This is a genomic window from Streptomyces sp. NRRL S-495, assembly GCF_000966955.1.
In the GTDB taxonomy this organism is placed as follows: Bacteria; Actinomycetota; Actinomycetes; order Streptomycetales; family Streptomycetaceae; genus Kitasatospora; species Kitasatospora purpeofusca.
Map to the genome: position 1 here is coordinate 1 of NZ_JZWY01000040.1, position 23167 is coordinate 23167.

Below are 23167 nucleotides of genomic sequence, written 5' to 3' on the forward strand. Positions count from 1 at the left end.
ACCATCGGCTGGGCGTTCAGCCGCTGCTCGCCGTTGCCGATCGGCAGCGGCACGAAGGCGGCCGGCAGGCCGACCGCGGCCAGCTCGGCCACCGTCATGGCACCGGCCCGGCAGAGCATCATGTCGGCCGCCGCGTAGGCGAGGTCCATCCGGTCCAGGTACGGCACCGCGCGGTACGGCGGCATCCCGGGGATGTCGTCCACCTGGGGCAGCTCGTTCTTCGGGCCGACCGCGTGCAGGATCTGCACCCCGTACTGCTGGAGCCGGGGGGCGATCGCGGTGATCGTCTCGTTCAGCCGGCGGGCGCCCTGCGAGCCGCCGGTGACCAGCAGGGTGGGCAGCCGCTGGTCGAGGCCGAAGTAGTGCCGCGCCTCCGGGCGGGCCGCGTTCCGGTCCAGGGTCGCGATGGTCCGGCGCAGCGGGATGCCGATGTACCGGGAGTCGCGCAGCTTGCTGTCCGGCGTGGAGACGGCGACGAAGTCGCTGTACCGGGCGCCGATCTTGTTGGCCAGGCCGGGCCGGGCGTTGGCCTCGTGCACCACGATCGGCACCCCGGCCCGCTTGGCGGCCAGATAGGCGGGCATCGCGACGTAGCCGCCGAAGCCGACCACGGCGTCCGCGTTCACCCGCTCGATGATCTCCTGGGCGGCCCGGACGGTGCCGCGCAGCCGGCCCGGTACGGTGATCAGCTCGGGGGTGGGCTTACGGGGCAGCGGGACGGCCGGGATCAGCTCCAGCTGGTAGCCGCGCTCGGGGACCAACCGGGTCTCCAGGCCGCGCTCGGTGCCGAGGGCGGTGATCCCGACGGACGGGTCGTGCCTGCGGAGGGCGTCCGCGAGGGCCATGGCCGGCTCGATGTGACCGGCGGTCCCCCCGCCGGCGAGTACGACATGCACCGAAATTCACCGCTCCCTGCGTGCCGGTCCTGGGACCGGGCGCGCTGTGGTTCGTCGTCGTGGCAGCACCCGGGCCAGCTGCTTCCTGATCCGGGAGTTCTTGCTCCGGGCGGCCAGGGCCGCCTTCGCGCCCGAGCTGCTGCGTGCCAGGCAGAGCAGCACCCCGATCGCGGACATGGCCGACAGCATGGCGGAACCGCCGTAGGAGAACAGCGGGAGCGGGACGCCCGCGATGGGCAGCAGTCCCAGCGCCGACCCCAGGTTGATCACGGCCTGAGCCATGATCCAGGTGGTGGCGGCCCCCGCGGCGTACCTGACGAAGGGATCCCTCGTACCGATGGCCACACGGATACCCGCGTAGCCTAGTGCCGCGAAGAGACCGATCACCGACAGCGTCCCCACCAGACCCAGTTCCTCGCCGGTGGTGGCGAAGATGAAGTCGGTGTGCGCCTCCGGGAGCTGGCCCCATTTCTCGACGCCGGCGCCGAGTCCGGAGCCGAACAGGCCCCCGAGGCCGAACGAGTAGACGCCGTGCAGGGCCTGGAAGCAGGCGCCGGCCGGGTCGAGCTTGGTCACCCCGATGCAGGAGAGCCGCTCGGCCCGGTGCGGGACGGTGACGACCAGCGCGGTGCAGACCACCACGGCCACCCCGAGGGTGGCGACGAACAGCCGCAGCGGCGCTCCGACCATCCACAGCAGCCCGAACAGCATGGCCACCAGGATCATCGTGGTGCCCATGTCGCCGCCGAGCATGATCAGCACGATCAGCAGCAGGGTTCCGGGCACCAGCGGGATCAGCAGGTGCTTCCACTCGCCGAGGGTGTTGGTCCGCTGCTTGCGGGCCAGCAGGTCGGCGCCCCAGAGCACGAGGGCGAGCTTGGCGAACTCGGAGGGCTGGAACTGGAACACGCCGAAATCCAGCCAGTTCCGGTTGCCGTTGACCTCCATGCCGATGCCGGGGATCGCCACCAGCACCATGGCCCCGATCACCGCGAGCATCACCGGGTAGACGATCACCCGCAGCACGGCCACCGGGACGAGGGCGAAGCCGAGCAGCAGCGCGAAGCCGAGGACCACGGCGAGCAGCTGCTTGTAGAAGTAGAACTGGGTCGAGCGGTGCTGGCCCAGCGCGAGGATCTGCGAGGCCGAGAAGACCATCATCAGACCGAGCACGACCAGCAGCAGCGCCGTACCGGCGATCAGCAGGTACGGCGTCAGCGGCCGGTCCAGGGTGTACCGCGCGCGGGCCCGGAAAGCCTGCAGGCGGGCCAGCGGACCGGCCGACTTGTAGGCGGTGGTGGTGGCCGAGATCACCCGCAGGGACTCGGCCGGGCGCCCCTTCTCCGGCGCGCTCGAACCACCCGCCCTGCCGCTCCCGGCCACAACGCTCCCCTTTTTTCGTGCCTGGTCGGCCTCCGGCCGGGCGCGGCGACGGCGGCCGGCGGCCGTCCGTCCCGCTACTTCTCCCCGTCCGCCAGCTCCCGGACGGACGCGGCGAAGAGGTCTCCGCGCTCGCCGTAGTTGGTGAACATGTCCATCGAGGCACAGGCCGGGGCCAACAGCACCGTGTCACCCGTTCGGGCGAGCGAGGCGGCCGCGCGGACCACCTCGGTCATCGCCACCGCGCCAGTCTGGCCCTCGGCCGCCTCGATCACCGGGACATCCGGCGCGTGTCGCGCCAGCGCCTCCCGGATCAGCGCGCGGTCCTCGCCGATCAGCACGGCGGCCCGCAGCCGGTCGGCCGCGTCCCGGACCAGGTCGTCGAAGGACGCACCCTTGGCCAGGCCGCCGGCGATCCAGACCACCGGCCGGTACGCGGCCAGCGAGGCCGCGGCGGCGTGGGTGTTGGTCGCCTTGGAGTCGTCGATCCAGGTGACCCCGTCGACCACCGCGACCTCGGCGATCCGGTGCGCGTCCGGGCGGAAGGCCCGCAGGCCCTCGCGGACCGCCTTCGGCTCCACGCCGTAGGCGCGGGCCAGCGCGGCGGCGGCCAGCGCGTTGGTGATGTTGTGCGGGGCCGGCGGGTTGACGTCCTCGACCGAGCCGAGCTCGGCGGCGTTCTTGGCCCGGTCGGACACGAACGCCCGGTCCACCAGCAGGCCGTCGACCACGCCGAGGTTCGACAGGGCGGGCGCGCCCAGACCGAAGCCGATCGCGCGGCAGCCCTCCTCGACGTCGGCCTCGCGGACCAGCGCCTCGGTGGCCGGGTCGGCCAGGTTGTACACGCAGGCGACGGTGTTGCCCTGGTAGATCCGGCCCTTGTCGGCGGCGTACGCCTCCATCGAGCCGTGCCAGTCCAGGTGGTCGGGGGCCAGGTTGAGCACGGCCGCCGAGTGCGGGCGCAGCGAGGACGCCCAGTGCAGCTGGTAGCTGGAGAGCTCGACGGCGAGCACGTCGTACGGCTCCTCGGCGAGCACCGCGTCCAGCACCGAGACGCCGACGTTGCCGACGGCGGCGGTGCGCAGGCCCGCGGCGGTCAGGATCGAGGCGAGCATCTGGACGGTGGTGGTCTTGCCGTTGGTGCCGGTGACGGCCAGCCAGGGGGCCGGCTCGCCGGTGGCGGGGTGCGGCCTGCGCAGCCGCCAGGCCAGCTCGACGTCGCCCCAGATGTCGAGGCCGGCCCGGTCGGCGGCCTCGAACAGCGGGCTGCTCGGCGGCCAGCCGGGCGAGGTGACGACCAGCCGGGTGCCCTCGGGCAGGGTGTCGCCGTCGCCGAGGCGGACGGTGACGCCGAGCGCCTCCAGCTCGGCCGCGCGGGCCTTCAGCCCCTCGCCGGAGCCGCCGTCGACGACCGTGACCAGGGCGCCGAGGCCGTGCAGGACCCGGGCGGCGCTGATGCCGGAGACTCCGAGCCCGGCGACGGTGACCGGCAGGCCGGACCAGTCGGGCAGGTCGGCGGCCCGGCGCTCGGGCTGGTCGGAGTCGGTCATCCGGTCACCCATCCCGCATAGAAGAGGCCGAGGCCGACGGCCACGCACAGGCCCTGGATGATCCAGAACCGGACCACGACCAGGACCTCGCTCCAGCCCTTGAGTTCGAAGTGGTGCTGCAGCGGGGCCATCTTGAAGACGCGCTTGCCGGTCATCCGGAACGAGCCGACCTGGATGATCACCGAGAGGGTGATGATCACGAAGAGGCCGCCCAGCAGGACGAGCAGGATCTCGGTGCGCGAGCAGATCGCCAGACCGGCCAGCGCGCCGCCGAGGGCCAGCGAGCCGGTGTCGCCCATGAAGATCTTGGCGGGCGAGGTGTTCCACCAGAGGAAGCCGAAGCAGGAGCCCATCAGGGCGGCCGCGACCACCGCGAGGTCCAGCGGGTCGCGGACGTCGTAGCAGTTGGCGGTGGCCGAGGCGACGTAGGCGCAGCTCTGGCCGTACTCCCAGACACCGATGAAGGTGTAGGCGCCGAAGGCCATCACCGAGGCACCGGTGGCCAGGCCGTCCAGACCGTCCGTCAGGTTGACGCCGTTGGAGGTCGCGGCGATCAGGAAGTACGCGAAGATGACGAACAGGACCGGGCCGACGGCCCACTCGAAGTCCCGGACGAAGGAGAGGTGCTCCGAGGCCGGGGTACGGCCCGCGTTGTCGGGGAACTGCAGCGCCAGCACCGCGAACGCCAGGCCGACGATGGACTGGCCGGCCAGCTTGGCCTTGGCCCGCAGGCCCAGGGAGCGGCGCTTGACGACCTTGATGTAGTCGTCGAGGAAGCCGACCAGGCCCAGACCGGTCGTCAGGAACAGCACCAGCAGGCCGGAGGCGGTCGGGCTCTCGCGCGTTATCGCCTTGGTGGCGAAGTAGGCGATCAGGGTCGCCAGGATGAACGCGATGCCGCCCATGGTGGGCGTGCCCTTTTTGCTGTGGTGCGCCTTGGGGCCGTCGTCACGGATGTACTGGCCGTAGCCCTGCCGGGCGAGCAGCTTGATCAGCGCGGGGGTACCGGCCAGCGACAGGATCAGACCGATCATGCCGGAGAAGAGGATCTGCTTCATTACTCGGCCGCACCGTCCGCGAGGAGGGCCTCGGCCACCTTCTCCAGCCCCACCGAACGGGACGCCTTCACCAGCACCACATCCCCCGGCCGCAGCTGACTGCGCAGCAGTTCGACCGCCGCGTCCGCGTCGGACACCAGCACCGACTCCTCACCCCACGAACCTTCGTTCCTCGCGCCCAGTTCCATGCAGGCCGCCTCGCGTCCGCCGACCGCCACCAGCTTGGTGACGTCGAGCCGGACCGCGAGCCGCCCGATGGCGTCGTGCTCGGCCAGGCTGTCCTCGCCGAGCTCCCGCATCTCGCCGAGCACCGCCCAGGTGCGACGGCGCTCCGGGCCGCGCCCCCCCATCGAGATCAGCGCCCGCAGCGCGGCCCGCATCGAGTCGGGGTTCGCGTTGTAGGCGTCGTTGACGACGGTGACACCATCGGCCCGGTCGACGACCTCCATGCGCCAGCGGGACAGCGCACCCGCCTCGCTCAGTGCTTCGGCGGTGTCGTCGACGGTCATCCCGAGCTCCGTCGCCACCGCTGCGGCGGCGAGGGCGTTCGAGACGTGGTGCTCACCGTACAGGCGCAGCTGCACGGGTGCGGAACCGGCCGGGGTGCTCAGCGTGAACGATGGACGTCCGGTGGAGTCGAGGCGAACATCCCGTGCCCGGACGTCGGCCTCGGCGGACTCGCCGAAGTACACCACCCGGGCCTTCGTCCGGGAGGCCATCGCGCGCACCAGGCGGTCGTCCGCGTTGAGGATCGCGACGCCGTCGGCGGGCAGGGCCTCGACCAGCTCGCCCTTGGCCTCGGCGATCGCCTCCTGGGAGCCGAACTCGCCGACGTGGGCGGTGCCGACGTTGAGCACCAGGCCGATCCGGGGCGGGGTGATCGAGGTGAGGTACTCGATGTCGCCCTTGTGTCGGGCACCCATCTCCAGCACCAGGTGCCGGGTGGTGTCCTCGACCCGCAGGGCGGTCATCGGGTGGCCGATCTCGTTGTTGAGCGAGCCCGGCGGGTAGACGGTGTCGCCCAGGCGCTGGAGCAGCTGGGCGATGAGGTCCTTGGTGCTGGTCTTGCCGGCCGAGCCGGTCAGCGCGACCACGGCGGCGTCGGCGCGGCCGACCACGGCGCGGGCGAGCTTGCCGAGCGCGTCCACCACGCTGTCGACCAGGACGGTCGGACCGCCGACCGGGCGGGAGGCCAGTACCGCGACGGCACCGGCCGCGAGCGCCCGGTCCGCGTAGTCGTGGCCGTCCACGTGCTCGCCGGCGAAGGCCGCGAAGAGCCCGCCGGGGCGGACCTTGCGGGAGTCGACCTCGACCGGGGCGGTCACCAGGGCGTCCGGGTCGGCGTCGGCCAGGGTTCCCCCGACTGCGGCGGCCACCTCGGCGAGGGTCAGTGCGATCACGGCTGCTCTACTCCTCGGGTACCCCGGGCGGCCGTGGTCCGCACGATGGATTCGCGCAGCACCTCCCGGTCGTCGAAGGGGCGGATCTCGTCTCGTACGTACTGGCCGAGCTCGTGGCCCTTGCCGGCCACCAGCACGGTGTCGCCGGCCTGGGCCCGGGCGACCGCCAGCTCGATCGCCTCGGCGCGGTCCGGCACGACCAGGACGGCGCCGCGCTCGGCCTCGGGCACCGCGGCGGCGCCGTTCAGCATGGTGGCGAGGATCGCCAGCGGGTCCTCGCTGCGCGGGTTGTCGCTGGTCAGCACGGCGGTGTCGGCGAGCCGGGCGGCGATGCCGCCCATCGGGGCGCGCTTGTGCGGGTCGCGGTCGCCGCCGCAGCCGACCACCACGTGCAGCCGGCCCTTGGTGACCTCGCGCAGCGAGCCGAGGACGGCCTCCAGGGCGTCCGGCTTGTGGGCGTAGTCGACCACCGCGACGTACGGCTGTCCGGCGTCCACCCGCTCCAGTCGGCCGGGTACCCCGGGGACGGCGGCGATGCCGGCCACGGCCGACTCCAGCGGGAGTCCGGCGGTGGCCAGCAGCACGATCGCGGCCAGCGCGTTGGCGACGTTGAAGGGGCCGGGCAGCGGGACGGCGGCGTCCGCCTCGACGCCGCCGGGGCCGAGCACCCGGAAGGTCGAGCCGACCGGGCCGAGCTGGACGTCCACCGCGCGCCAGTCCGCCTCCGGGGCGCCGGTGGCGGAGAAGGTGGCGACCGGGATCTTCGCCTCGGCGGCGAGCCGACGGCCGTAGGCGTCGTCCAGGTTGACCACGCCGGCGCGGGACTTGCCGGGCTGGAAGAGCCGGGCCTTCGCCTGGAAGTAGTCCTCCATGTCCGGGTGGAAGTCGAGGTGCTCGGGGGTCAGGTTGTTGAACAGCGCGACGTCGTAGACCACGCCGTCGGTGCGGCCGTAGACCAGGGCGTGGCTGGAGACCTCCATGGTCACCGCGTCCGCGCCGCGCTCGCCCATCACGGCGAGGATCGCGTGCAGGTCGGTGGCCTCGGGGGTGGTGCGCTCGCTCTTGATCCGCTCGTCGCCGACCCGCATCTCCACGGTCCCGATCACCCCGGGGTGGCGCCCGGCGCCGCGCAGGCCGCCCTCGACCAGGTAGGAGGTGGTGGTCTTGCCGTTGGTGCCGGTGAGTCCGATCATCAGCAGCCGCTCGGAGGGGCGGTCGTAGACGGCCGCGGCGAGCTCGCCCATCCGGGCCCGGGGCCGGTCGACGACCAGCAGCGGCAGACCGGTGCCGGCCGCCAGCTCGGCTCCCGCCGGGTCGGTGAGCACCGCGACGGCGCCGGCTCCGGCGGCCTGTCCGGCGAAGGCCGCGCCGTGGTGGTTGGCCCCCGGGAACGCCACGTAGAGGTCGCCGGGGCGGACCTCGCGGGCGTTGTGGGTGACGCCGGTGACCTCGGGCCCCTCCACGGGGTCCAGGCCCAGCAGACGGGCGACCTCGGCGAGCGTCCGGGCGCCGGTCCGCGCGGGGCGGGGCGGGCTCACGGTGTTTTGATCGGGTTTCGGCACGGCGGAGAGGCTATCCGCCGAAGGGTGTCCAGGGCCAAACCGGCCCTTTTGCGCACCGGCGGCCGCACCCGCCAGGTCGTTGTCCATGGTCGATCACGGCTTCCACTCGACGGGCAGGTTGGGCGCCTCGCTCCCGCTCGGCGGGACCTGGAGGGTCTTGAGGGTGAACTCCATCACCTGCTTGAACACCGGGCCGCACAGCTGGCCGCCGAAGTGGCCGTTGACCGGGTCCTGGATCACGCAGGAGACGGTGACCCGGGGCTGGTCGGCCGGCGCGAAGCCGATGAAGGAGGCGGTGTACCCGCGGTACCCGCCGTTCTTCGGGTCCACCCGGTTGGCGGTGCCGGTCTTGCCGGCCACCCGGTAGCCCGGGATCGCGGCCTTGCCGCCGGTGCCCTGCTCGTCGGAGACGACCGATTCCAGCATCTCGGTGAGGGTCTTCGCGGTCTGCTCGCTCACCACCCGGGACTGCGCGCCCGCCGGGGCCGGGGAGTACTTGCCGTCCGGCGCGGTGGTGCCCTGGACCACGCTGGGCGCCACCCGCACACCGCCGTTGGCGATGGTGGAGAACACCGAGGTCGCCTGGAGCGCGTTGACCGACAGGCCCTGGCCGAACGGGATGGTGTACTGCTTGGACGCCTTCCAGTCCTCCGGCTTGTCGAGCAGTCCGGCGGTCTCGCCGGGGAAGGCCAGACCGGTCTGCTGGCCGATGCCGAACTTCCGCAGGTAGTCGTAGAGGACCCGGTTGGCCTCGGGCTGGGTGGCGCCGAGGGTCTGGGCGGCCTCGATGGTGCCGATGTTGGAGGACTTGGCGAGCACACCGGCCAGGGTCAGGTACCAGGTGTCGTGCTCGACGTCGTCCTTGAACGCCACATCGCCGCGCACCAGCGGGTACGGCACGGTCACCTTGGTGTCCCAGGTGGCCTTGCCGGTGTCCAGGACGGCCGCCATGGTCATCAGCTTGGCGGTGGAGCCGGGCTCGTAGGCGTCCTGCAGGGCCGTGTTGCCGAGCTGCGAGTTCTTGGCCGTGCTCAGGTCGTTCGGGTTGAAGCCGGGCGAGGTCGCCATGGCCAGGACCTGGCCGTTCCTGACGTCCTGGACGATCACATAGCCCTTCTCCGCCCCGGCGTTGGCGACCTGGTCGGTGATGGCCCGCTGGGCGGCCCACTGGATGTCCCGGTTGACGGTCAGCCGCAGGTCGGTGCCGGGCACGGCGGGCTCCAGCGAGCCGCCCGCGGTCGGCACCAGCCGGCCGCCGGCCTGGGCGTAGCTGCTGTGGCCCTCCTTGCCGGCCAGCTGGTTCTGGTACTGCTGCTCCAGCCCGCCCGCGCCCTCGCCCTCGGCGTTGACGAAGCCCACCAGGTTCGCGGCCAGCCCGTCGGAGGGGTAGACCCGCTTCTGGGTGTCCCGGTTGAAGACGCCGGCCAGCGGGTTGACGCACTCGTTGTCGACCCGGGTCCGGCCGCCCTCGTCGACGGACTTGTTCAGCAGCCGCTTCTGGGCCTGGCAGGCACGCGAGCCGGCCTGCTTCTCCAGGCTGGACTTGAGGTCGGTGATCTGGTTCTTGACGTCCGGGGTCTGCTGGGCGGCGAGCCGCTTGTAGCGGGTCTTGGGGGTGTGCAGGTCGGCGGCGATCCTCTCCTTGGGCAGGCCGAGGATCGGGGCCAGCAGCGCGGCCGCCTGTTCGGGGGCGTCCGGGATGCCGGCCGCCCCCGGGGTGAACATGGCCGGGTCGGCGGTGATGTCGTAGGCGTCCACGGTGGTGGCCAGCGCGACGCCGTCGGCGGACGTTATCGAGCCGCGCTCGGCGGTGATCGGGATGTTCAGGTAGCGGTTGGTGTTGGCGTCGGAGGCCAGCGCGTCCGAGTCCAGCAGCTGGAGCTGGACCAGCCGCCCGGCGAAGACCGAGAACACCACCGACAGCACCACGGTGATCACCCGCAGCCGACGGCGCGGATCGGCCAGCCGGATCCCCCGGGGGGCCGGACGGCGCTGCGGGGGGCGGCGGCGCGGCGGCGCACCGGCCGGCGGGCGCCCCTCGGCGCGGCGCTGCTGCGGGGGGCGGACCCCGCGCACGGCGGGGCGGACCGTCGCGGCCGACGGCTGCCCGCCGCGTGCGGGGCGGCCCTCGGCGGACTGCGGACGGGGCTGGCGGGCCCTGGCGGGCTGGTCCTTCGGGGACTGCCCGCGCGCGCCCTGGCCCCTGGCGGCCGACGGCTTCGGCGGCTGTGACTTGGCGGCCGCCGGCCTGGGCGCCTGCGACCTGGGCGGCTGGGGCTTCGCGGGCTGCGCCCCGGGGGGCTGCGGCTTGGGGCTGCGGGCCCGTCCGGCGGCCGGCGGCTTGCCGCCGGACTGTCCGCGCGGGACACCCGGGCGCGGCGCGGCGCCCTTGATCGTCCGGCGCCCGCCGGCGCCGCCGCCGGAGGGCTGACGGGGCGTGCTCATCGGGCGCCACCCCCGCCCGTGGCCGGCCGGGCCGGGCCGGGGTTGACCTGCACGGTGACGTCGCCTCCGGTGCCCGGCGCGGCCGACGGGGCCGGGGAGGGCTGCGCACTCGGCTGAGCGGTCGGCTGCGCACTCGGCTGGGCCGTCGACTGGCCCGGCGCGGGCTGCTTTCCGGGCCACGGTTCCACGGTGGACCGTTTCACCGGCGGACTGTCCTGGGCCGGCTTGGGCGTGCCGACCACCGCGCCGCCGTTCGGCAGGTCGAGGAAGGCCATCCCGCCGGCCGGCACCATGCCCAGCTCGACGGCCCGTCGCGACAGCGCGTCCGGCGCGGAGTTCTGGTCGATCTGGTGCTGGAGCCCCTGCTGCTCGTCGGTCAGCACGGTGGTCTGCCGGTTCAGCCGCGACAGCTCGAAGGAGCCCTCGTTGAGCGCGGTGTTCAGGGCGAGCAGCCCGAGCAGCCCCGCCCCGAGCAGCAGCACCACCAGGACCGCGAACGGCGTCCGCCCCCGTACCGACCGGCCCGGGCGCACGGTGATCCGCGCCCTGCCGCCCTGCCCGGGGAGCACCCGGCTCCCCGCCCCGCCTCCGGCCACCGGCCCCACTGCCTTCCTCCGCCCTTCGGACCGCCCCGGTTCCGGTCAGCCCCGGGTGCTTCGGTCCCTGATCCTCTCCGCCACCCGCAGCCGCACGGGTGCGGCACGCCGGTTCTCCTCGATCTCCTCCTCGGTGGCCTGCTCGGCACCGCGGGTGATCAGCTTGAGCCAGGGCTGGTGCTCCTCGGGGACGAACGGGAGCCCCGGCGGCGCGGTGCTGGTCGCGCCCGCCGCGAGGTACTGCTTGACCAGGCGGTCCTCCAGCGACTGGTAGGACATCACGACGATCCGTCCGCCGAGCGCCAGCACGTCCAGCGCCCCGGGGATCGCCCGGTCCAGGACCTCCAGCTCGCCGTTGACCTCGATCCGCAGCGCCTGGAAGGTCCGCTTGGCCGGGTTGCCACCGGTGCGGCGGGTGGCGGCCGGGATGGCGTTCCGCACCAGATCGACCAGACGCGCGCTGTTGGTGAACGGTTCCTTCTCGCGCTCCCGGAGGATGACCGAGGCGATCTTCCCGGCGAACCGCTCCTCGCCGTACACCTTGAGGATCCGGGCCAGCTGGCCGTGGCTGTAGGTGTTGAGCACCTCGGCCGCGCTGATCCCCCGGGTCTGGTCCATCCGCATGTCCAGCGGCGCGTCCTGCGCGTACGCGAAGCCCCGGTCGGCCTCGTCCAGCTGCATCGAGGAGACACCGAGGTCGAACAGGATGCCGTCGACCCTCGGGATGTCCAGGCGGTCCAGCACCTCGGGGATCTCGTCGTAGACCGCGTGCACCAGGGTGGCCCGGTCGCCGAAGCGGGCCAGCCGCTCACCGGAGAGCTTGAGCGCGGCCGGGTCGCGGTCCACCGCGACCAGCCGGACGTCCGGGAACTGGGTGAGCAGCGCCTCGCTGTGTCCGCCGAGGCCGAGCGTGGCGTCCACCACCACCGCGCCGGGCCGGGAGATCGCCGGGGCCAGCGCGTCCATGCACCGCTGCAGCATCACCGGGACGTGCTTGGGACCCGGATCGTTGGTGGTCATGCGCTGTGGCGCCCTTCCTCGGTGCGAAAGCCGCCCGATATCCGGGGAGCCCCGCCCATTCTGTCCCACCGCGGGGCGGAGCCGTCGCACGGGCCGGGCCGCGCGGCCCGTGGTCCCCGCCCGCTCCTGGGGAAGGCCGTGCCCGCCCGGCGCCGGGGAAGGTGCGCCAGGTTGGTACGGGGAGCGGGTGGAGGCCGCGGGCCGCGTCGGTCGCGCACGGCCGGAAAGGCCCGGTTGACGGGCCTCGGCGGGTGTGCTCCACTGCGCCGCAACTCTATCGCGCGCGCCCCTCCAGTCAATGGTCCGCTCCGGCGCACCACCCGGGCGGCGGAACGGATCACCGCAGGTCGCGAGGGTGCTCGTGGCACATGCCAGCCGCCGGACCGCGACCGGCCGGACGGCGGGCGCCCCGGCGGACGGCGTTGTGGATATGCCCTCGGTCACAAGCGCCCGCTCTGTAGCAATCAGCCCCACCACGACCGGGTAAATCGCACTAACGTCTTCACCATGACAGTGACCCCCGACCGGCCCACGCCGACCGCCGCTGCCGATTCCGCCACCCCGACCATCATCGACCGCTTCGTCGCCTCCAACCGCGACTACGCGGTGACCTTCCGGGACGGCGGCATGGACGCCCGCCCCGTGCAGAAGATCGCCGTGGTGGCCTGCATGGACGCCCGCCTCGACCTGTTCGCCGCCCTCGGCCTCGAACTCGGCGACGCCCACGTCATCCGCAACGCGGGCGGCGTGGTCACGGACGACACCATCCGCTCCCTGACCATCAGCCAGCGCGCCCTCGGCACCCGCTCGGTCGCGCTGATCCACCACACCGGCTGCGGCCTGCTCGGCCTCACCGAGGACTTCCGGCGCGAGCTGGAGCTGGAGGTCGGCCAGCGCCCGCAGTGGGCGGTCGAGGCCTTCGTGGACCTCGACGGCGACGTCCGGCAGTCCATGCAGCGGGTCCGCACCTCCCCGTTCCTGCTGCACACCGACGACGTGCGCGGCTTCGTGTTCGACGTCCACACCGGTCTGCTGCGCGAGATCGACTGATCCCCTGCCCGCCCGACCGGCCCGGCCAACGGCGTCCGGGCCGCCGGACGCCCCCGGCCCGGCGCCGAGGGAACGGGCGGGCGGCCCCACCCGGAGGCGGGCGGACGGGAACAGGGTGACTTCCTCCGCCGCGCAGGGGAGAATGCGCCTGCCGGTCTGACCCCGAACCACCTGGGGCGGCCTGCCGCAGGCCGTAACCCGGCACCGGCTCCCCCACACGGAACCGCGACCGGAGAGGCCGCGTCCAGCATGGGGTGGGGGCCGGGCTCGGACGGAGCCGGTCGTTGGTGTGCCAGGGAGCGTACGGGTGACGAGCTACAGCGATCAGGCCGGTATCGACGGTCGTGCGGGAGGCGACCGGAAGGCGGCGGACCACCGCCCGATCGGTCTGCCGGAACTCGCCGCCGTCGTCGACCGGATCCGGGGCAACATCGAGAGCGTGATCGAGGGCAAGCCGGAGGCCGTCCGGATCGCCCTGACCGTCCTGCTCGCCGAGGGCCACCTGCTGCTGGAGGACGTGCCCGGCGTCGGCAAGACCATGCTGGCCAAGGCACTCGCCCGCTCGGTCGACTGCACCGTGCGGCGGATCCAGTTCACCCCGGACCTGCTGCCCTCGGACGTCACCGGCACCAACATCTTCGACCAGCAGCAGCGCGACTTCGAGTTCCGCCCCGGCGCGATCTTCGCCCAGATCGTGGTCGGCGACGAGATCAACCGCGCCTCGCCGAAGACCCAGTCCGCGCTGCTGGAGTCGATGGAGGAGCGCCAGGTCACCATCGACGGCACCAGCTACGAGCTGCCCTCGCCGTTCATGGTGGTCGCCACCCAGAACCCGGTGGAGATGGAGGGCACCTACCCCCTCCCGGAGGCCCAGCGGGACCGCTTCATGGCCCGGATCTCGATGGGCTACCCCAGTGCCGAGGCCGAGTTCGCTATGCTCGACGTGCACGCCGGCGCCAGCCCGCTGGACGACCTCCAGCCGGTCGCCCACGCCGCCGACATCCTCAAGCTGATCGACCTCGTCCGCACCGTGCACGTCGCCGACCCGGTCCGCCGCTACGCCGTCGACCTGGTCGGCGCCACCCGCAACAGCCACGAGCTGCGCCTCGGCGCCTCCCCCCGGGCCACCCTGCACCTGGTCCGGGCGGCCCGCGCCGCCGCCGCCCTGGACGGCCGCGACTACGTCACCCCGGACGACATCCAGCGCCTCGCGGTGCCGGTGCTCGCCCACCGTCTGATGCCGACCGCCGAGACGCAGCTAAGCCGCCGCACCTCCGAGCAGATCGTCACCGACCTGGTCGCCCGTCTGCCGCTGCCGCGCCCGCAGGGCGGCCCGGCCGTCCGGAGGGGCTGAGGTGGGACCGTCCGACGAACCGTCGGGCCTGCGCGCCGGCCTGCGCGGCCTCACCACCCGGGGGCGCTCCTTCCTCGCCGCCGGACTGACCGCGGTGGTCTGCTCCTACCTGCTCGGCCAGGACGCGCTGCTGCGCGTCGGGGTACTGCTCGCCGCGCTGCCGCTGGCCGCCGCGCTGCTGCTGGCCAACACCCGCTACCGGGTCGCCAGCGGACGCCGGCTCAGCCCGCACCGGTCGGTGGCCGGCCAGGAGGCCCGGGTGCACCTGCGGGTGGACAACGTCTCCCGGGTGCCCACCGGCCTGCTGCTGCTGGAGGACAAGGTCCCGTACGTGCTCGGGCCCCGGCCCCGGTTCGTGCTGGACCGGGTCGAACCGCGCGGCCACCGCGAGGTCTCCTACCGGGTCCGCTCCGACCTGCGCGGCCGCTACCCGCTCGGCCCGCTCCAGCTGCGGCTCTCCGACCCGTTCGGGATGTGCGAGCTGAACCGTTCCTTCGCCGCCTCCGACGTGCTCACCGTCGTCCCGCAGGTGCTGCCGCTGCCGTTCGTGCGGCTCACCGGCGAGTGGGCCGGGCAGGGCGAGAGCCACACCCGCTCGCTCGCGCTGGCCGGCGACGACGACGTCATCCTGCGCGAGTACCGGGCCGGCGACGACCTGCGCCGGGTGCACTGGAAGTCCACCGCCCGCTACGGCGAACTGATGGTCCGGCGCGAGGAGCAGCCCCGCAGGGCCCGCGCCACCGTGCTGCTGGACACCCGCGAGACCGGCCACCGCGGCAGCGGCCCGGCCTCCTCCTTCGAATGGGCCGTCGCCTGCGCCGCCTCGGTCTCCGTCCACCTGCTGGAGCGCGGCTACCAGACCCGCCTGCTCACCGACACCGGCCACGCCGTCCCCGGCATCCAGGCGGACAGCGGCCACACCGCCGCCGACACCTCCGGGGTGATCCTGGACGCGCTCGCCGTGGTCGACCTCTCCGACGGCGCCGGGCTCTCCCGCGCCGAGGAGCCGCTGCGGGCCGGCGGCGAGGGCCTGCTGGTGGCCGTCCTCGGCGAGCTCGACGAGGAGCAGACCGCCCGGCTCGCCCGGCTGCGCGGCCGCACCGGCGGCGCCGTCGTCCTCCTGCTCGACACCGGCACCTGGGCCGGCCTGCGCATGCTCTCCCCCGACACCGGCGGCGAGGAGTTCCGCGACCGGGCCCGCCGGCTGCGCGAGGCCGGCTGGACGGTGCTGACCGTCCGCGCCGGCGACTCCCTGCCCGACCTCTGGCGCGCCGCCGACCGGCCCGAGTCGTCCGCCCCCTACCGAGAAGAGGCCGGCGCGTGACCACCCGGGCCAAACTGACCGTGTACTCGGCGCTGGCCACCGCCCTGGCCGCGCTGTGCCTCACCCCGCTGCTGACCACCAAGGGCTGGATCACCCACGCCTTCCTGGTGGTCGCGGTCGTCGCGGCGGTCGGCGCCGGACTGCGGCGCACGCCGTTCTACCGGTGGACCGTCCCGGCCGGCCAGTTGCTGGTGCTGTTCCTCCTGCTGCTGATCGGCTTCGCCTCCTCGGTCGCGGTCTTCGGCGGCCTGGTGCCCGGCCCCGAGTCGGTCCGGCTGCTCGGCCGGACCCTCTCCCGGGGGCTCCACGACGTCCGTGACTACGCCATCCCCGCCCCGCCCAGCCCCGGGCTGCGGCTCATCCTGGTCGGCTCGGTCGGTCTGATCGCCGTCGTGGTGGACACCCTCGCGGTCACCTACCGGCGCTCGGCCCTGGCCGGGCTGCCGCTGCTCGCGCTCTACTCGATCGGCAACGGCCTGGCCGGGGACGACGGCAACTGGCTCTGGTTCGCCACCGCCGCCGCCGGCTACCTGGTGCTGCTCTTCGCCGAGGGCCAGGACCGGGTCTCCCGCTGGGGCCGGATCTTCCGCGGCTCCGAGCGGGACGGTGAAGGGAGCGGCACCGGCACGCTCGGCCGGAGCGGGCAACAGGTCGGCGTCCTGGCGCTGGCGTTCGCCCTGCTGCTGCCGGTCTTCCTGCCGCGCTGGGACTCCGGCCTGGTGCACAGCGGCACCGGCACCGGTGCCAGCACCGGCGGCGCGGTCAGCAGCCTGGACCCGCTGATCACCCTGACCGGCGCGATCCCCAGGCCGCGCAACGTCGAACTGTTCAGCTACAAGTCCGACAGCCCGGCCGCCGACTCCACCTATCTGCGCACCGGTTCGCTGGACGTCTTCGACGGCAGCAGCTGGAAGCGCGGCTCGGCCGCCACGGTGCCGTTCACCGGCACCTTCCCCGCCCCCGAGGGCCTGGGCAGCATCGACCTGGCCGAGCAGCTGAGGGCCGAGGTCCGGATCGGCCCCCAGCTGGACGACGCCTGGCTGCCGATGCCCTACCCGCCGGTCGGCGTCACCCTCCGCGACAACGCCGCCTGGCAGCTCGACCCGGTCACCTCCAGCCTCCTGCCCGCCCGGGAGAAGGCGATCAAGGGCCTCAACTACACGGTCACCGCACTGGACGTCCGGCCGACCGCGACCGTCCTGCGCACCGTGCCGACCCCGCCCGAGCGGATCCGCGACCAGTACCTCGTGGTGCCGCGCGACCTGCCGCCGGTGGTCCGGGACACCGCCCTGCGGGTCACCGGGAAGGCGAAGACCGGGTACGACAAGGCGGTCGCCCTGCGCGACTGGTTCACCGGCCCCGAATTCACCTACGACGCCACCACCAGGACCGACAGCGGCAGCGACGCGATGAAGGACTTCCTGGAGCGCCGCCGCGGCTTCTGCGTCCACTTCGCGTCCACCATGGCCGTGATGGCCCGCATCCTGGGCGTCCCGGCCCGGGTCGCGCTCGGCTTCACCCCCGGCAACACCAAGGGCAACAACGTCTACGCGGTGACCGACGCGATGTACCACGCCTGGCCCGAGCTCTACTTCGAGGGCTACGGCTGGCTGCGCTTCGAGCCCACCCCGACCCGCGGCGTCCAGCCCGACTACTCGGACCCGGTCTCCTCCCCGGCCACCCAGCCGACCACCCGGCCGACCGTCGAGCCGCAGGCCAGCGCGCCGGTCCAGCTGCCGTCCGCCAACCCGGACTGCGACGCGAAGCTGCGCCGGACCGGCGACTGCGGCGAGCGGCGCGAGAGCGCCGGGGGCGCCGGCGAGGAGTCCTGGCTGCTCTCCGGGAAGGTCCTGACCGGCCTGGCCGCGGCTGCGCTGGTGCTGCTCCTGCTGCTCACCCCGATGCTCTGGCGGGCCCGGCTGCGCCGGCGCCGGCTGGGCGGGGGCGGGCGGCGACGCCCCGGCGGGCCGGGACCGGTCCCGCTCACCGACGCGCAGGTGCTGGCCGCCTGGGACGAACTGATCGACTCCGCCTGGGACCTCGGCATCCCGCCGGACGACTCGCGCACCCCGCGCGCCGCCGCCCGCCGGATCGCCGAGGCCGCCGAGCTGGACGAAGGCGCGACGGCGGCCGCCGGCCGGGTGGCGCTGGCCACCGAACGGGTGCTCTACGCCCGTTCCGCGGAGGTCGCGGAACCGCTCGCGGCCGATGTCAGGACCGCCAGGGACGGCCTGCGGGCGCACGCCGGACGGCGCGGCCGGATCAGGGCGCTGCTGCTGCCGGCCTCCTCCGCACAGCTGCGGTGGCGGATCTCGGAAGCCCTGCTGACGGCCCGGCTCGCGGTCGGCGGCCGGTTCGCCCGGGCGGTCGGCGCGGTCACCGGGCCGGTCCGCCGGCTGACCACCCGCCGACCCCGCCGGGGCGGCCGGGACGGTACCGGCGGCACCGGGTCCTGAACCGGGGCCGGACGCACCGAGGGCGGGCAGTCGGTCGACTGCCCGCCCTCGGTGCGTCCGTACCGGCGGCGGTACGGACCTCAGGTCTCAGAATCCGCCACCGGTCTGCTCGTCGCGCCGACGCTGCCAGCGCTGCTCGACCCGGTCCATCATCCCGGCCTTGCGGCGCGGCACGGCGGCCGGACCGGGGTGCTGCGCCTGCCCGGCGGGACCGCGGCGCCAGCCCGTCACGGCGAAGACGGCGCACCCGAGCATCACCAGGAAGCCGACCACACTGACCCAGATCTGGTTGGGTACGACCATGCCGCCCATCAGCAGGCCGATACCGACCACGAAGCCGCCGACGGCGAGATAGACCCGTCGACGGGTGTAGGTGCGCAGACCGGTTCCCTCTAGCGCCGTAGCGAATTTGGGATCTTCGGCGTACAGCGCTCGCTCCATCTGGTCGAGCAGTCGCTGCTCGTGCTCCGAGAGCGGCACGGAGTCCTCCTACTCGTCGGTCGCGGGTGCGACCGGTCCGCCGCCCCGGTCGGGGTGGCAAGTCCAATCAGCCTTCAGAACACGCGGTCGGACGCCTGTGCGGGGGCCCGGGCCCGTGTCGTCCATATGCCCCGAGCATCCGGCGGTCATGCTTTCCGGCTTTACCCAGATCATACGGTCCACGGGCTCGTGACGGAGTGGTCGACCACGCGTGGGCCCGGCCGCTTCGGCGGCTCCTCGCCGCACCACACTCAACGCGGCGGGGGCCGGACTAGTGCCCGATCCGATGGAATCGGTCCGGACCTGGGGAGATCCCGAGGAGAAGGCGGGGAAACGAGCGGGAGACGCGCCGTCGGTCCGTCGGCGAACGGTGGGAGGTCCGTCGGCGAACGGCGGCGGTCCGCCCGGTCAGGCCAGGGTGGCCAGCAGGTGGAGCTGGGTCGCCACGGCATGGAAGGCCGGCTGCCCGGCGGCGGCCTCCTCCAGCTTGAGCAGCGCCTCCATCGCGCCGGGCTCGGTGTCCACCAGGACGCCCGGGACGAGGTCGGCGAAGACCCGGACGCCGTGCACCGACTCGACCCGCAGGCCGGCCCCGACCGCCAGCCGGTCCAGCTCCTCGCCGGTGAAGCGGCGCGGCATCGGGTCCTGCTCGCCCCAGCGGCCGTCGGCGGCGCCCAGCACCGCGCGGGCCTCGGCGAAGTGGCCGCCGAGCGCCCGGGCGAGCACCGCGCCGTTGCGGTTGGCGGCCAGCAGGCTGACGAATCCGCCCCGGCGCAGGGTGCCGGCCAGGCTGCCGAGCGCCTCCGCCGGGTCGTCCACGACCTCCAGCACGCCGTGGCAGAGCACCGCGTCGACGGTGCCGGGCGGGACCAGCTCGGGGAGCGTCTGGGTGTCGCCCTGGACGGCGCGGACCAGATCGGTCACGCCGGCCTCGGCGGCCCGGCGCTCCAGGGCGAACAGCGCGTCCGGGCTCGGGTCGACCACGGTGACGCGGTGGCCCAGCCGGGCCACCGGCACGGCGAAGTTGCCGGTGCCGCCACCGGTGTCGACCACGTCGAGCACCGGCTGGTCCAGCTCGGCCACCCGCTTCTCCAGGGCGGCCCGCACCACCTCCCACACCACGGCGGTACGCAGGGCGCTGCGGGGACGCGTCGGGTACAAGGCGAGGCTCCTTGGCACGTGCAGGGTCGATCAGGTTGTCTCCAACCTTAGACCGACCGCTCCCCCTCCCCTGACCCCGCGCCCCGCCCCGATCGGCCCCGCCCCGGTCAACCGGCCTCCCGGGTGCCGGCGTCCGCTCCGCCCTCGCCGCTCTCGCCGCTCTGCCCGCCCGTGCCGTCCAGCGGCAGCCGCGGGGCGGGCGGAGCGGGCCCGCAGGCCGAGCAGGCGCTCGACCAGCCGGAGGAACAGGGCGGAGTTGCGGATCAGGTCGTCGGCGTCACGGGCCGAGGCCGCGCCCCTGATGCCCGCCTCGGCGGCCGCCCTGCGGCGCGCGCCCGCGGCGAAGTACGGCGCCCACTCGGCGAGCTCGGGCGCCACCTCGGGCAGGACCTCCCAGGCGCTGCGGATCGCCCGGCGGCGGCGTTCGCTCTTCTCCGGGCGGCCGCGCACGGCGAGCACCGCCGCCACCGTGCGCAGCGCCGCGAGGTGCGCGGCGGCGTACCGCTCCAGCGGGTCCGCCAGGGAGCGGGCGCGGTCGAGGGTGCGGTGGGCCTCGGCCAGCAGGTCGAGTGCGGCGGGCGGGGCGGCGAGGCGGCGCAGCACCGGGTCGGCCCCGGTGGCGGCGGACGGGCGGTGGGCGGAGGGACGCGGCGCGGCCCCCGGTCGGTAGGCGGCGGAGTGGAGGCGGGCGGTGACGTGCTCAGGGTGACTGATGGTCATGGTCTCCCCCGTTCCGAGGCAGCGCGCGGACCGGGTGGTCCGTGCTCCTCCATCGTGAACGGCACCACTGACAATTCGGCCCGGTGGCGATTCGGCCCCGCGACGGCCCGTCCGGCCCCCGGCCGCCCCCGCCGGTCACCGAAGCGCCGTCCCCCACGGACGGCGCTTCGGAACTCCCGGTCCCCCGGAGGTGCCGGTCCCCCCTGACCCGCTCCGCCGCCCCGTGCCGGCGGTGCGCGGTCTCCGACCGGCTCCGGGGCGGACACCCCCTCGACGCGCTTCCGCCGGTCCCCCGTGACCGCCGGACGCCGATCGTCCGCCCCTCGGGCCGCAGGCGCCCGACGCGCCGCCGTCCCGGTGCCACCACTGTGACGTCTTCGCAGGTCGCGGGGCATCCGTGCAGGTACTCAATCGACCGTCTGAGTATCCGTACTCAGACGGTCGGGGGCGGGAACCGCGGGCCCCGGCGGCGGCGTCCCGGTACGGTACGGCGAGGCCGGACCGAACACCGGACCGGATCGCGAGCAGGAAACGGACGGGGAACCGATGACGATCGTCCCGCTGATCTTCACCAGCGGACTGGCGAGCGGGATCAACGCGTACGCGGTGGTCCTGCTGCTCGGCCTGCTGGGCCGGTTCGGCGGGGCCGACTCGGTGCCGCCGGCCCTGGAGCGCACCGATGTGCTGATCGCGGCCGCCGTCCTCTTCCTGCTGGAGGCGGTGGCCGACAAGATCCCGTACGTGGACACCGTCTGGGACGCCGTCCACACCGTGGTCCGCCCGATCGCCGGCGCCACCGTCGGCGCCCTGATCGCCGCCGCCGCCACCGACCCGGGCTCGCTGGGCGAGGTCGCGGCCGGCGCGATGGGCGGCACGACGGCGCTGGTCAGCCATCTGGTGAAGGCCTCGCTACGGATGGCGGTGAACACCTCGCCCGAGCCCGCCAGCAACATCGTGGTCTCGCTGGCCGAGGACATCTCGGTGGCCGGACTGGTCACCCTGGCGATCTTCCACCCCTGGCTGGCCGCCTCGATCTCCGCCGTCCTGCTGCTGGTCGGCATCCTGCTGGTGTGGTTCGCGATCAACCGGATCCGCGCCTTCCGCGCCCGCCGCCGCGAACGCCGGGCCGCCCGCGCAGCCGCCGGACGCCCGGTGGCGGAGGAGGCCGTCCGCCGCACCTAGGATCGAGCCATGGCACGGATCGTCATCATCGGCGCAGGAATGAGCGGACTCGCGGCGGCCTCGCGGCTGGCGACCCTCGGGCACAAGGTGACGGTCTGCGAGGCACGCGACACCTACGGCGGCATGGTCGGCCGCTACGAGCGGGACGGCTTCGCCTTCGACACCGGACCCGGCCTGCTCACCCTCCCCGCCGTCTACCGCGACCTCGCGCTGAAGACCGGCCGCGAGCCGCTGGAGGAGCTGGTGCGGCTGCGCCCGGTCGACCCGGAGAGCCGGCACCTCTTCCCCGACGGCACGGCGGTGTCCCTCCCCAACGCCTCCCGGGGCGGCGTGGTCCAGGCCCTGGACGGGGCCTTCGGCCCCGGCTCCGGGGAGCGGTGGGCCACCGTGCTCAACCACGGCCGCACGGTCTGGGAGGCCACCCGCCGCCCGCTGCTGGAGGAGCCGCTGCCGGCCGACCCCACGGCGCTGCACACCGACCCGTACCCGGTGCCGGGCGCGGCCCCGGCCCGACGCGGCCTGTTCGGCCGGCGACGCGGGCCCCGCCGGTGGACACTCGCCGACGTCGCCGCGGAGGAGCTCGGCGGACACCCCGGGCTGACCGCCCTGCTGCACGAGCACGCGCTGCGGTTCGGCCTCGATCCGCGCACCGCCCCCGCCGGGGCCACCGTGCTGCCGTACATGGAGCAGTCCTTCGGCGTCTGGTACGTCGAGGGCGGCCTGCGCGCCCTGGCCGACGCCTTCTTCCGCCGCTGCGAGCAGCGCAAGGTGGAGTTCCGGTTCGGGACGCCGGTCGCCCGGGTGGTCGTCGAGGACGGCCGGGTGACCGGTGTGCAGACCAAGGGCGACCGGATCGACGCCGACCTGGTGGTCTCCTCGATCGACGCGCGGGTGCTGCACACCCAGTGGATGGGCCCGGCCGAGAGCTCGGACGAGTGGCCCGCCTCGGCCTCCCGGCTGCACGGCGTCCCCGGGCGGGTCGCGGTGCTGCTGGCGCTGCGCGGCGAACGCCCGGAGGGCACCCCGCACCGCACGGTCGTGCACGCCGCCGACCCGGCCGCCGAGCTGGCGGGGGTGTTCGACCCGGGGGCACCGCTGGACGACCGGCCGACCGTCCAGGTGCTGCGGCCGGACGACCCCTCGCTGCACCCGGCGGGGCACGAGGCCGTGGTGCTGACCGCGACCACCCCGTCGCTCGACCTGGACTGGGGCGTTCCCGGTGTCCCGGAGGCCTTCGCCGACCGGATGCTCGACCAGGTCGACGCGGCCGGTCTGGGCCTGCGCGAGCGGATGCTCTGGCGGGTGGTCCGCACGCCCGAGCACACCGAGCGCGAGACCGGCTCCTTCTTCGGCTCCGTCCCGCCGCCGGCCCTGGCGGGCCTCGACGGCGATCTCCTCCAGGCCCCGAACGAGGACCACCCCGGCCTCTACCTGACCGGCGGCGCCGCCCATCCCGGCGGCGGGCTGGCCCGGGTCGGCATGTCCGCCTGCATCGTGGCAAACCTCATCGGCCCGGCCTGAGTCCCACCCCGA

Annotated in this window: 18 protein-coding genes; 6 read left to right on the forward strand and 12 right to left on the reverse strand. The window is 74.2% G+C overall.

Annotated features, from left to right (window positions below; translation table 11 throughout):
• From murG to rsmH, 9 genes are all read right to left on the reverse strand, one after another.
• Positions 1 to 896 (reverse strand): undecaprenyldiphospho-muramoylpentapeptide beta-N-acetylglucosaminyltransferase (murG, locus tag VR45_RS03510; protein WP_045938191.1); only part of this gene is annotated, 896 nt, incomplete at its 3' end.
• A gap of 6 nt (positions 897 to 902) precedes the next feature.
• Positions 903 to 2210, reverse strand: a complete 1308-nt coding sequence (gene ftsW, locus VR45_RS03515) for a putative lipid II flippase FtsW (RefSeq protein WP_234325824.1) — start codon at positions 2208 to 2210, stop codon at positions 903 to 905.
• A gap of 143 nt (positions 2211 to 2353) precedes the next feature.
• A complete protein-coding gene (gene murD / locus VR45_RS03520) occupies positions 2354 to 3826 on the reverse strand; it encodes a UDP-N-acetylmuramoyl-L-alanine--D-glutamate ligase (protein WP_045938192.1) in 1473 nt (490 codons plus the stop codon).
• Positions 3823 to 4884: a phospho-N-acetylmuramoyl-pentapeptide-transferase gene (mraY, locus tag VR45_RS03525; RefSeq protein ID WP_045938193.1), complete on the reverse strand. Its 1062-nt coding sequence runs from the start codon at positions 4882 to 4884 to the stop codon at positions 3823 to 3825. The genes murD and mraY overlap by 4 nt, the downstream gene beginning before the upstream one ends.
• Positions 4884 to 6284: a UDP-N-acetylmuramoyl-tripeptide--D-alanyl-D-alanine ligase gene (murF, locus tag VR45_RS03530; protein WP_045938194.1), complete on the reverse strand. Its 1401-nt coding sequence runs from the start codon at positions 6282 to 6284 to the stop codon at positions 4884 to 4886. Before murF ends, mraY begins: the two co-directional genes overlap by 1 nt.
• Positions 6281 to 7933 carry a UDP-N-acetylmuramoyl-L-alanyl-D-glutamate--2,6-diaminopimelate ligase gene (locus tag VR45_RS03535; protein ID WP_078896205.1) on the reverse strand — a complete coding sequence of 551 codons (1653 nt, stop codon included), beginning with the start codon at positions 7931 to 7933 and terminating at the stop codon, positions 6281 to 6283. Before VR45_RS03535 ends, murF begins: the two co-directional genes overlap by 4 nt.
• A 6-nt stretch (positions 7934 to 7939) precedes the next feature.
• The gene (locus tag VR45_RS03540) at positions 7940 to 10291 is read right to left on the reverse strand and encodes a penicillin-binding transpeptidase domain-containing protein (RefSeq protein ID WP_078896206.1); all 2352 of its coding nucleotides are present in this window, start codon (positions 10289 to 10291) and stop codon (positions 7940 to 7942) included.
• Positions 10288 to 10830 carry a hypothetical protein gene (locus tag VR45_RS03545; protein ID WP_045938221.1) on the reverse strand — a complete coding sequence of 181 codons (543 nt, stop codon included), beginning with the start codon at positions 10828 to 10830 and terminating at the stop codon, positions 10288 to 10290. The genes VR45_RS03540 and VR45_RS03545 overlap by 4 nt, the downstream gene beginning before the upstream one ends.
• Before the next feature lie 102 nt (positions 10831 to 10932).
• The gene (gene rsmH, locus VR45_RS03550) at positions 10933 to 11907 is read right to left on the reverse strand and encodes a 16S rRNA (cytosine(1402)-N(4))-methyltransferase RsmH (RefSeq protein WP_045938196.1); all 975 of its coding nucleotides are present in this window, start codon (positions 11905 to 11907) and stop codon (positions 10933 to 10935) included.
• Positions 11908 to 12414: 507 nt separating this feature from the next.
• On the opposite strand from rsmH, the gene VR45_RS03555 reads away from it, so the two are divergent.
• The 4 genes from VR45_RS03555 to VR45_RS03570 all read left to right on the forward strand — a co-directional run bounded on the left by VR45_RS03555 (position 12415) and on the right by VR45_RS03570 (position 18091).
• Positions 12415 to 12957, forward strand: coding sequence for a carbonic anhydrase (locus tag VR45_RS03555; RefSeq protein WP_045938197.1), 543 nt, complete (start codon positions 12415 to 12417; stop codon positions 12955 to 12957).
• Positions 12958 to 13339: 382 nt separating this feature from the next.
• Positions 13340 to 14311, forward strand: a complete 972-nt coding sequence (locus VR45_RS03560) for a MoxR family ATPase (RefSeq protein WP_045938222.1) — start codon at positions 13340 to 13342, stop codon at positions 14309 to 14311.
• 1 nt (position 14312) lies between these two features.
• Positions 14313 to 15635, forward strand: coding sequence for a DUF58 domain-containing protein (locus VR45_RS03565; RefSeq protein ID WP_045938198.1), 1323 nt, complete (start codon positions 14313 to 14315; stop codon positions 15633 to 15635).
• Positions 15632 to 18091: a DUF3488 and transglutaminase-like domain-containing protein gene (locus VR45_RS03570; RefSeq protein ID WP_045938199.1), complete on the forward strand. Its 2460-nt coding sequence runs from the start codon at positions 15632 to 15634 to the stop codon at positions 18089 to 18091. The genes VR45_RS03565 and VR45_RS03570 overlap by 4 nt, the downstream gene beginning before the upstream one ends.
• An 87-nt stretch (positions 18092 to 18178) precedes the next feature.
• On the opposite strand, the gene VR45_RS03575 is transcribed toward VR45_RS03570, so the two are convergent.
• The 3 genes from VR45_RS03575 to VR45_RS46645 all read right to left on the reverse strand — a co-directional run bounded on the left by VR45_RS03575 (position 18179) and on the right by VR45_RS46645 (position 20452).
• Positions 18179 to 18571: a DUF3040 domain-containing protein gene (locus VR45_RS03575; protein WP_045938200.1), complete on the reverse strand. Its 393-nt coding sequence runs from the start codon at positions 18569 to 18571 to the stop codon at positions 18179 to 18181.
• Positions 18572 to 18979: 408 nt separating this feature from the next.
• A complete protein-coding gene (locus VR45_RS03580; RefSeq protein ID WP_045938201.1) occupies positions 18980 to 19732 on the reverse strand; it encodes a methyltransferase domain-containing protein in 753 nt (250 codons plus the stop codon).
• 30 nt (positions 19733 to 19762) lie between these two features.
• Complete coding sequence (locus VR45_RS46645; protein WP_199925895.1) at positions 19763 to 20452, reverse strand: SAV_6107 family HEPN domain-containing protein; 690 nt, start codon at positions 20450 to 20452, stop codon at positions 19763 to 19765.
• A 546-nt stretch (positions 20453 to 20998) separates the two neighbouring features.
• On the opposite strand from VR45_RS46645, the gene VR45_RS03590 reads away from it, so the two are divergent.
• Both VR45_RS03590 and VR45_RS03595 read left to right on the forward strand, forming a co-directional pair.
• Positions 20999 to 21634, forward strand: coding sequence for a DUF4126 domain-containing protein (locus tag VR45_RS03590; RefSeq protein ID WP_045938202.1), 636 nt, complete (start codon positions 20999 to 21001; stop codon positions 21632 to 21634).
• A 9-nt stretch (positions 21635 to 21643) separates the two neighbouring features.
• Entirely contained in the window at positions 21644 to 23155 is a 1512-nt protein-coding gene (locus tag VR45_RS03595) for an NAD(P)/FAD-dependent oxidoreductase (RefSeq protein WP_199925896.1), read from the forward strand.
• Positions 23156 to 23167: the final 12 nt, after the last annotated feature.

What these genes read in the sequence shown, in the direction of transcription:
- VR45_RS03595 (WP_199925896.1), top strand. Translation starts at nt 21,644, where the DNA reads ATGGCACGGATCGTCATCATCGGCGCAGGAATGAGCGGACTCGCGGCG.
- VR45_RS03555 (WP_045938197.1), top strand. Translation starts at nt 12,415, where the DNA reads ATGACAGTGACCCCCGACCGGCCCACGCCGACCGCCGCTGCCGATTCC.
- murD (WP_045938192.1), bottom strand. Translation starts at nt 3,826, where the DNA reads ATGACCGACTCCGACCAGCCCGAGCGCCGGGCCGCCGACCTGCCCGAC.
- rsmH (WP_045938196.1), bottom strand. Translation starts at nt 11,907, where the DNA reads ATGACCACCAACGATCCGGGTCCCAAGCACGTCCCGGTGATGCTGCAG.
- VR45_RS46645 (WP_199925895.1), bottom strand. Translation starts at nt 20,452, where the DNA reads ATGACCATCAGTCACCCTGAGCACGTCACCGCCCGCCTCCACTCCGCC.
- VR45_RS03540 (WP_078896206.1), bottom strand. Translation starts at nt 10,291, where the DNA reads ATGAGCACGCCCCGTCAGCCCTCCGGCGGCGGCGCCGGCGGGCGCCGG.
- VR45_RS03535 (WP_078896205.1), bottom strand. Translation starts at nt 7,933, where the DNA reads ATGGACAACGACCTGGCGGGTGCGGCCGCCGGTGCGCAAAAGGGCCGG.
- mraY (WP_045938193.1), bottom strand. Translation starts at nt 4,884, where the DNA reads ATGAAGCAGATCCTCTTCTCCGGCATGATCGGTCTGATCCTGTCGCTG.
- VR45_RS03590 (WP_045938202.1), top strand. Translation starts at nt 20,999, where the DNA reads ATGACGATCGTCCCGCTGATCTTCACCAGCGGACTGGCGAGCGGGATC.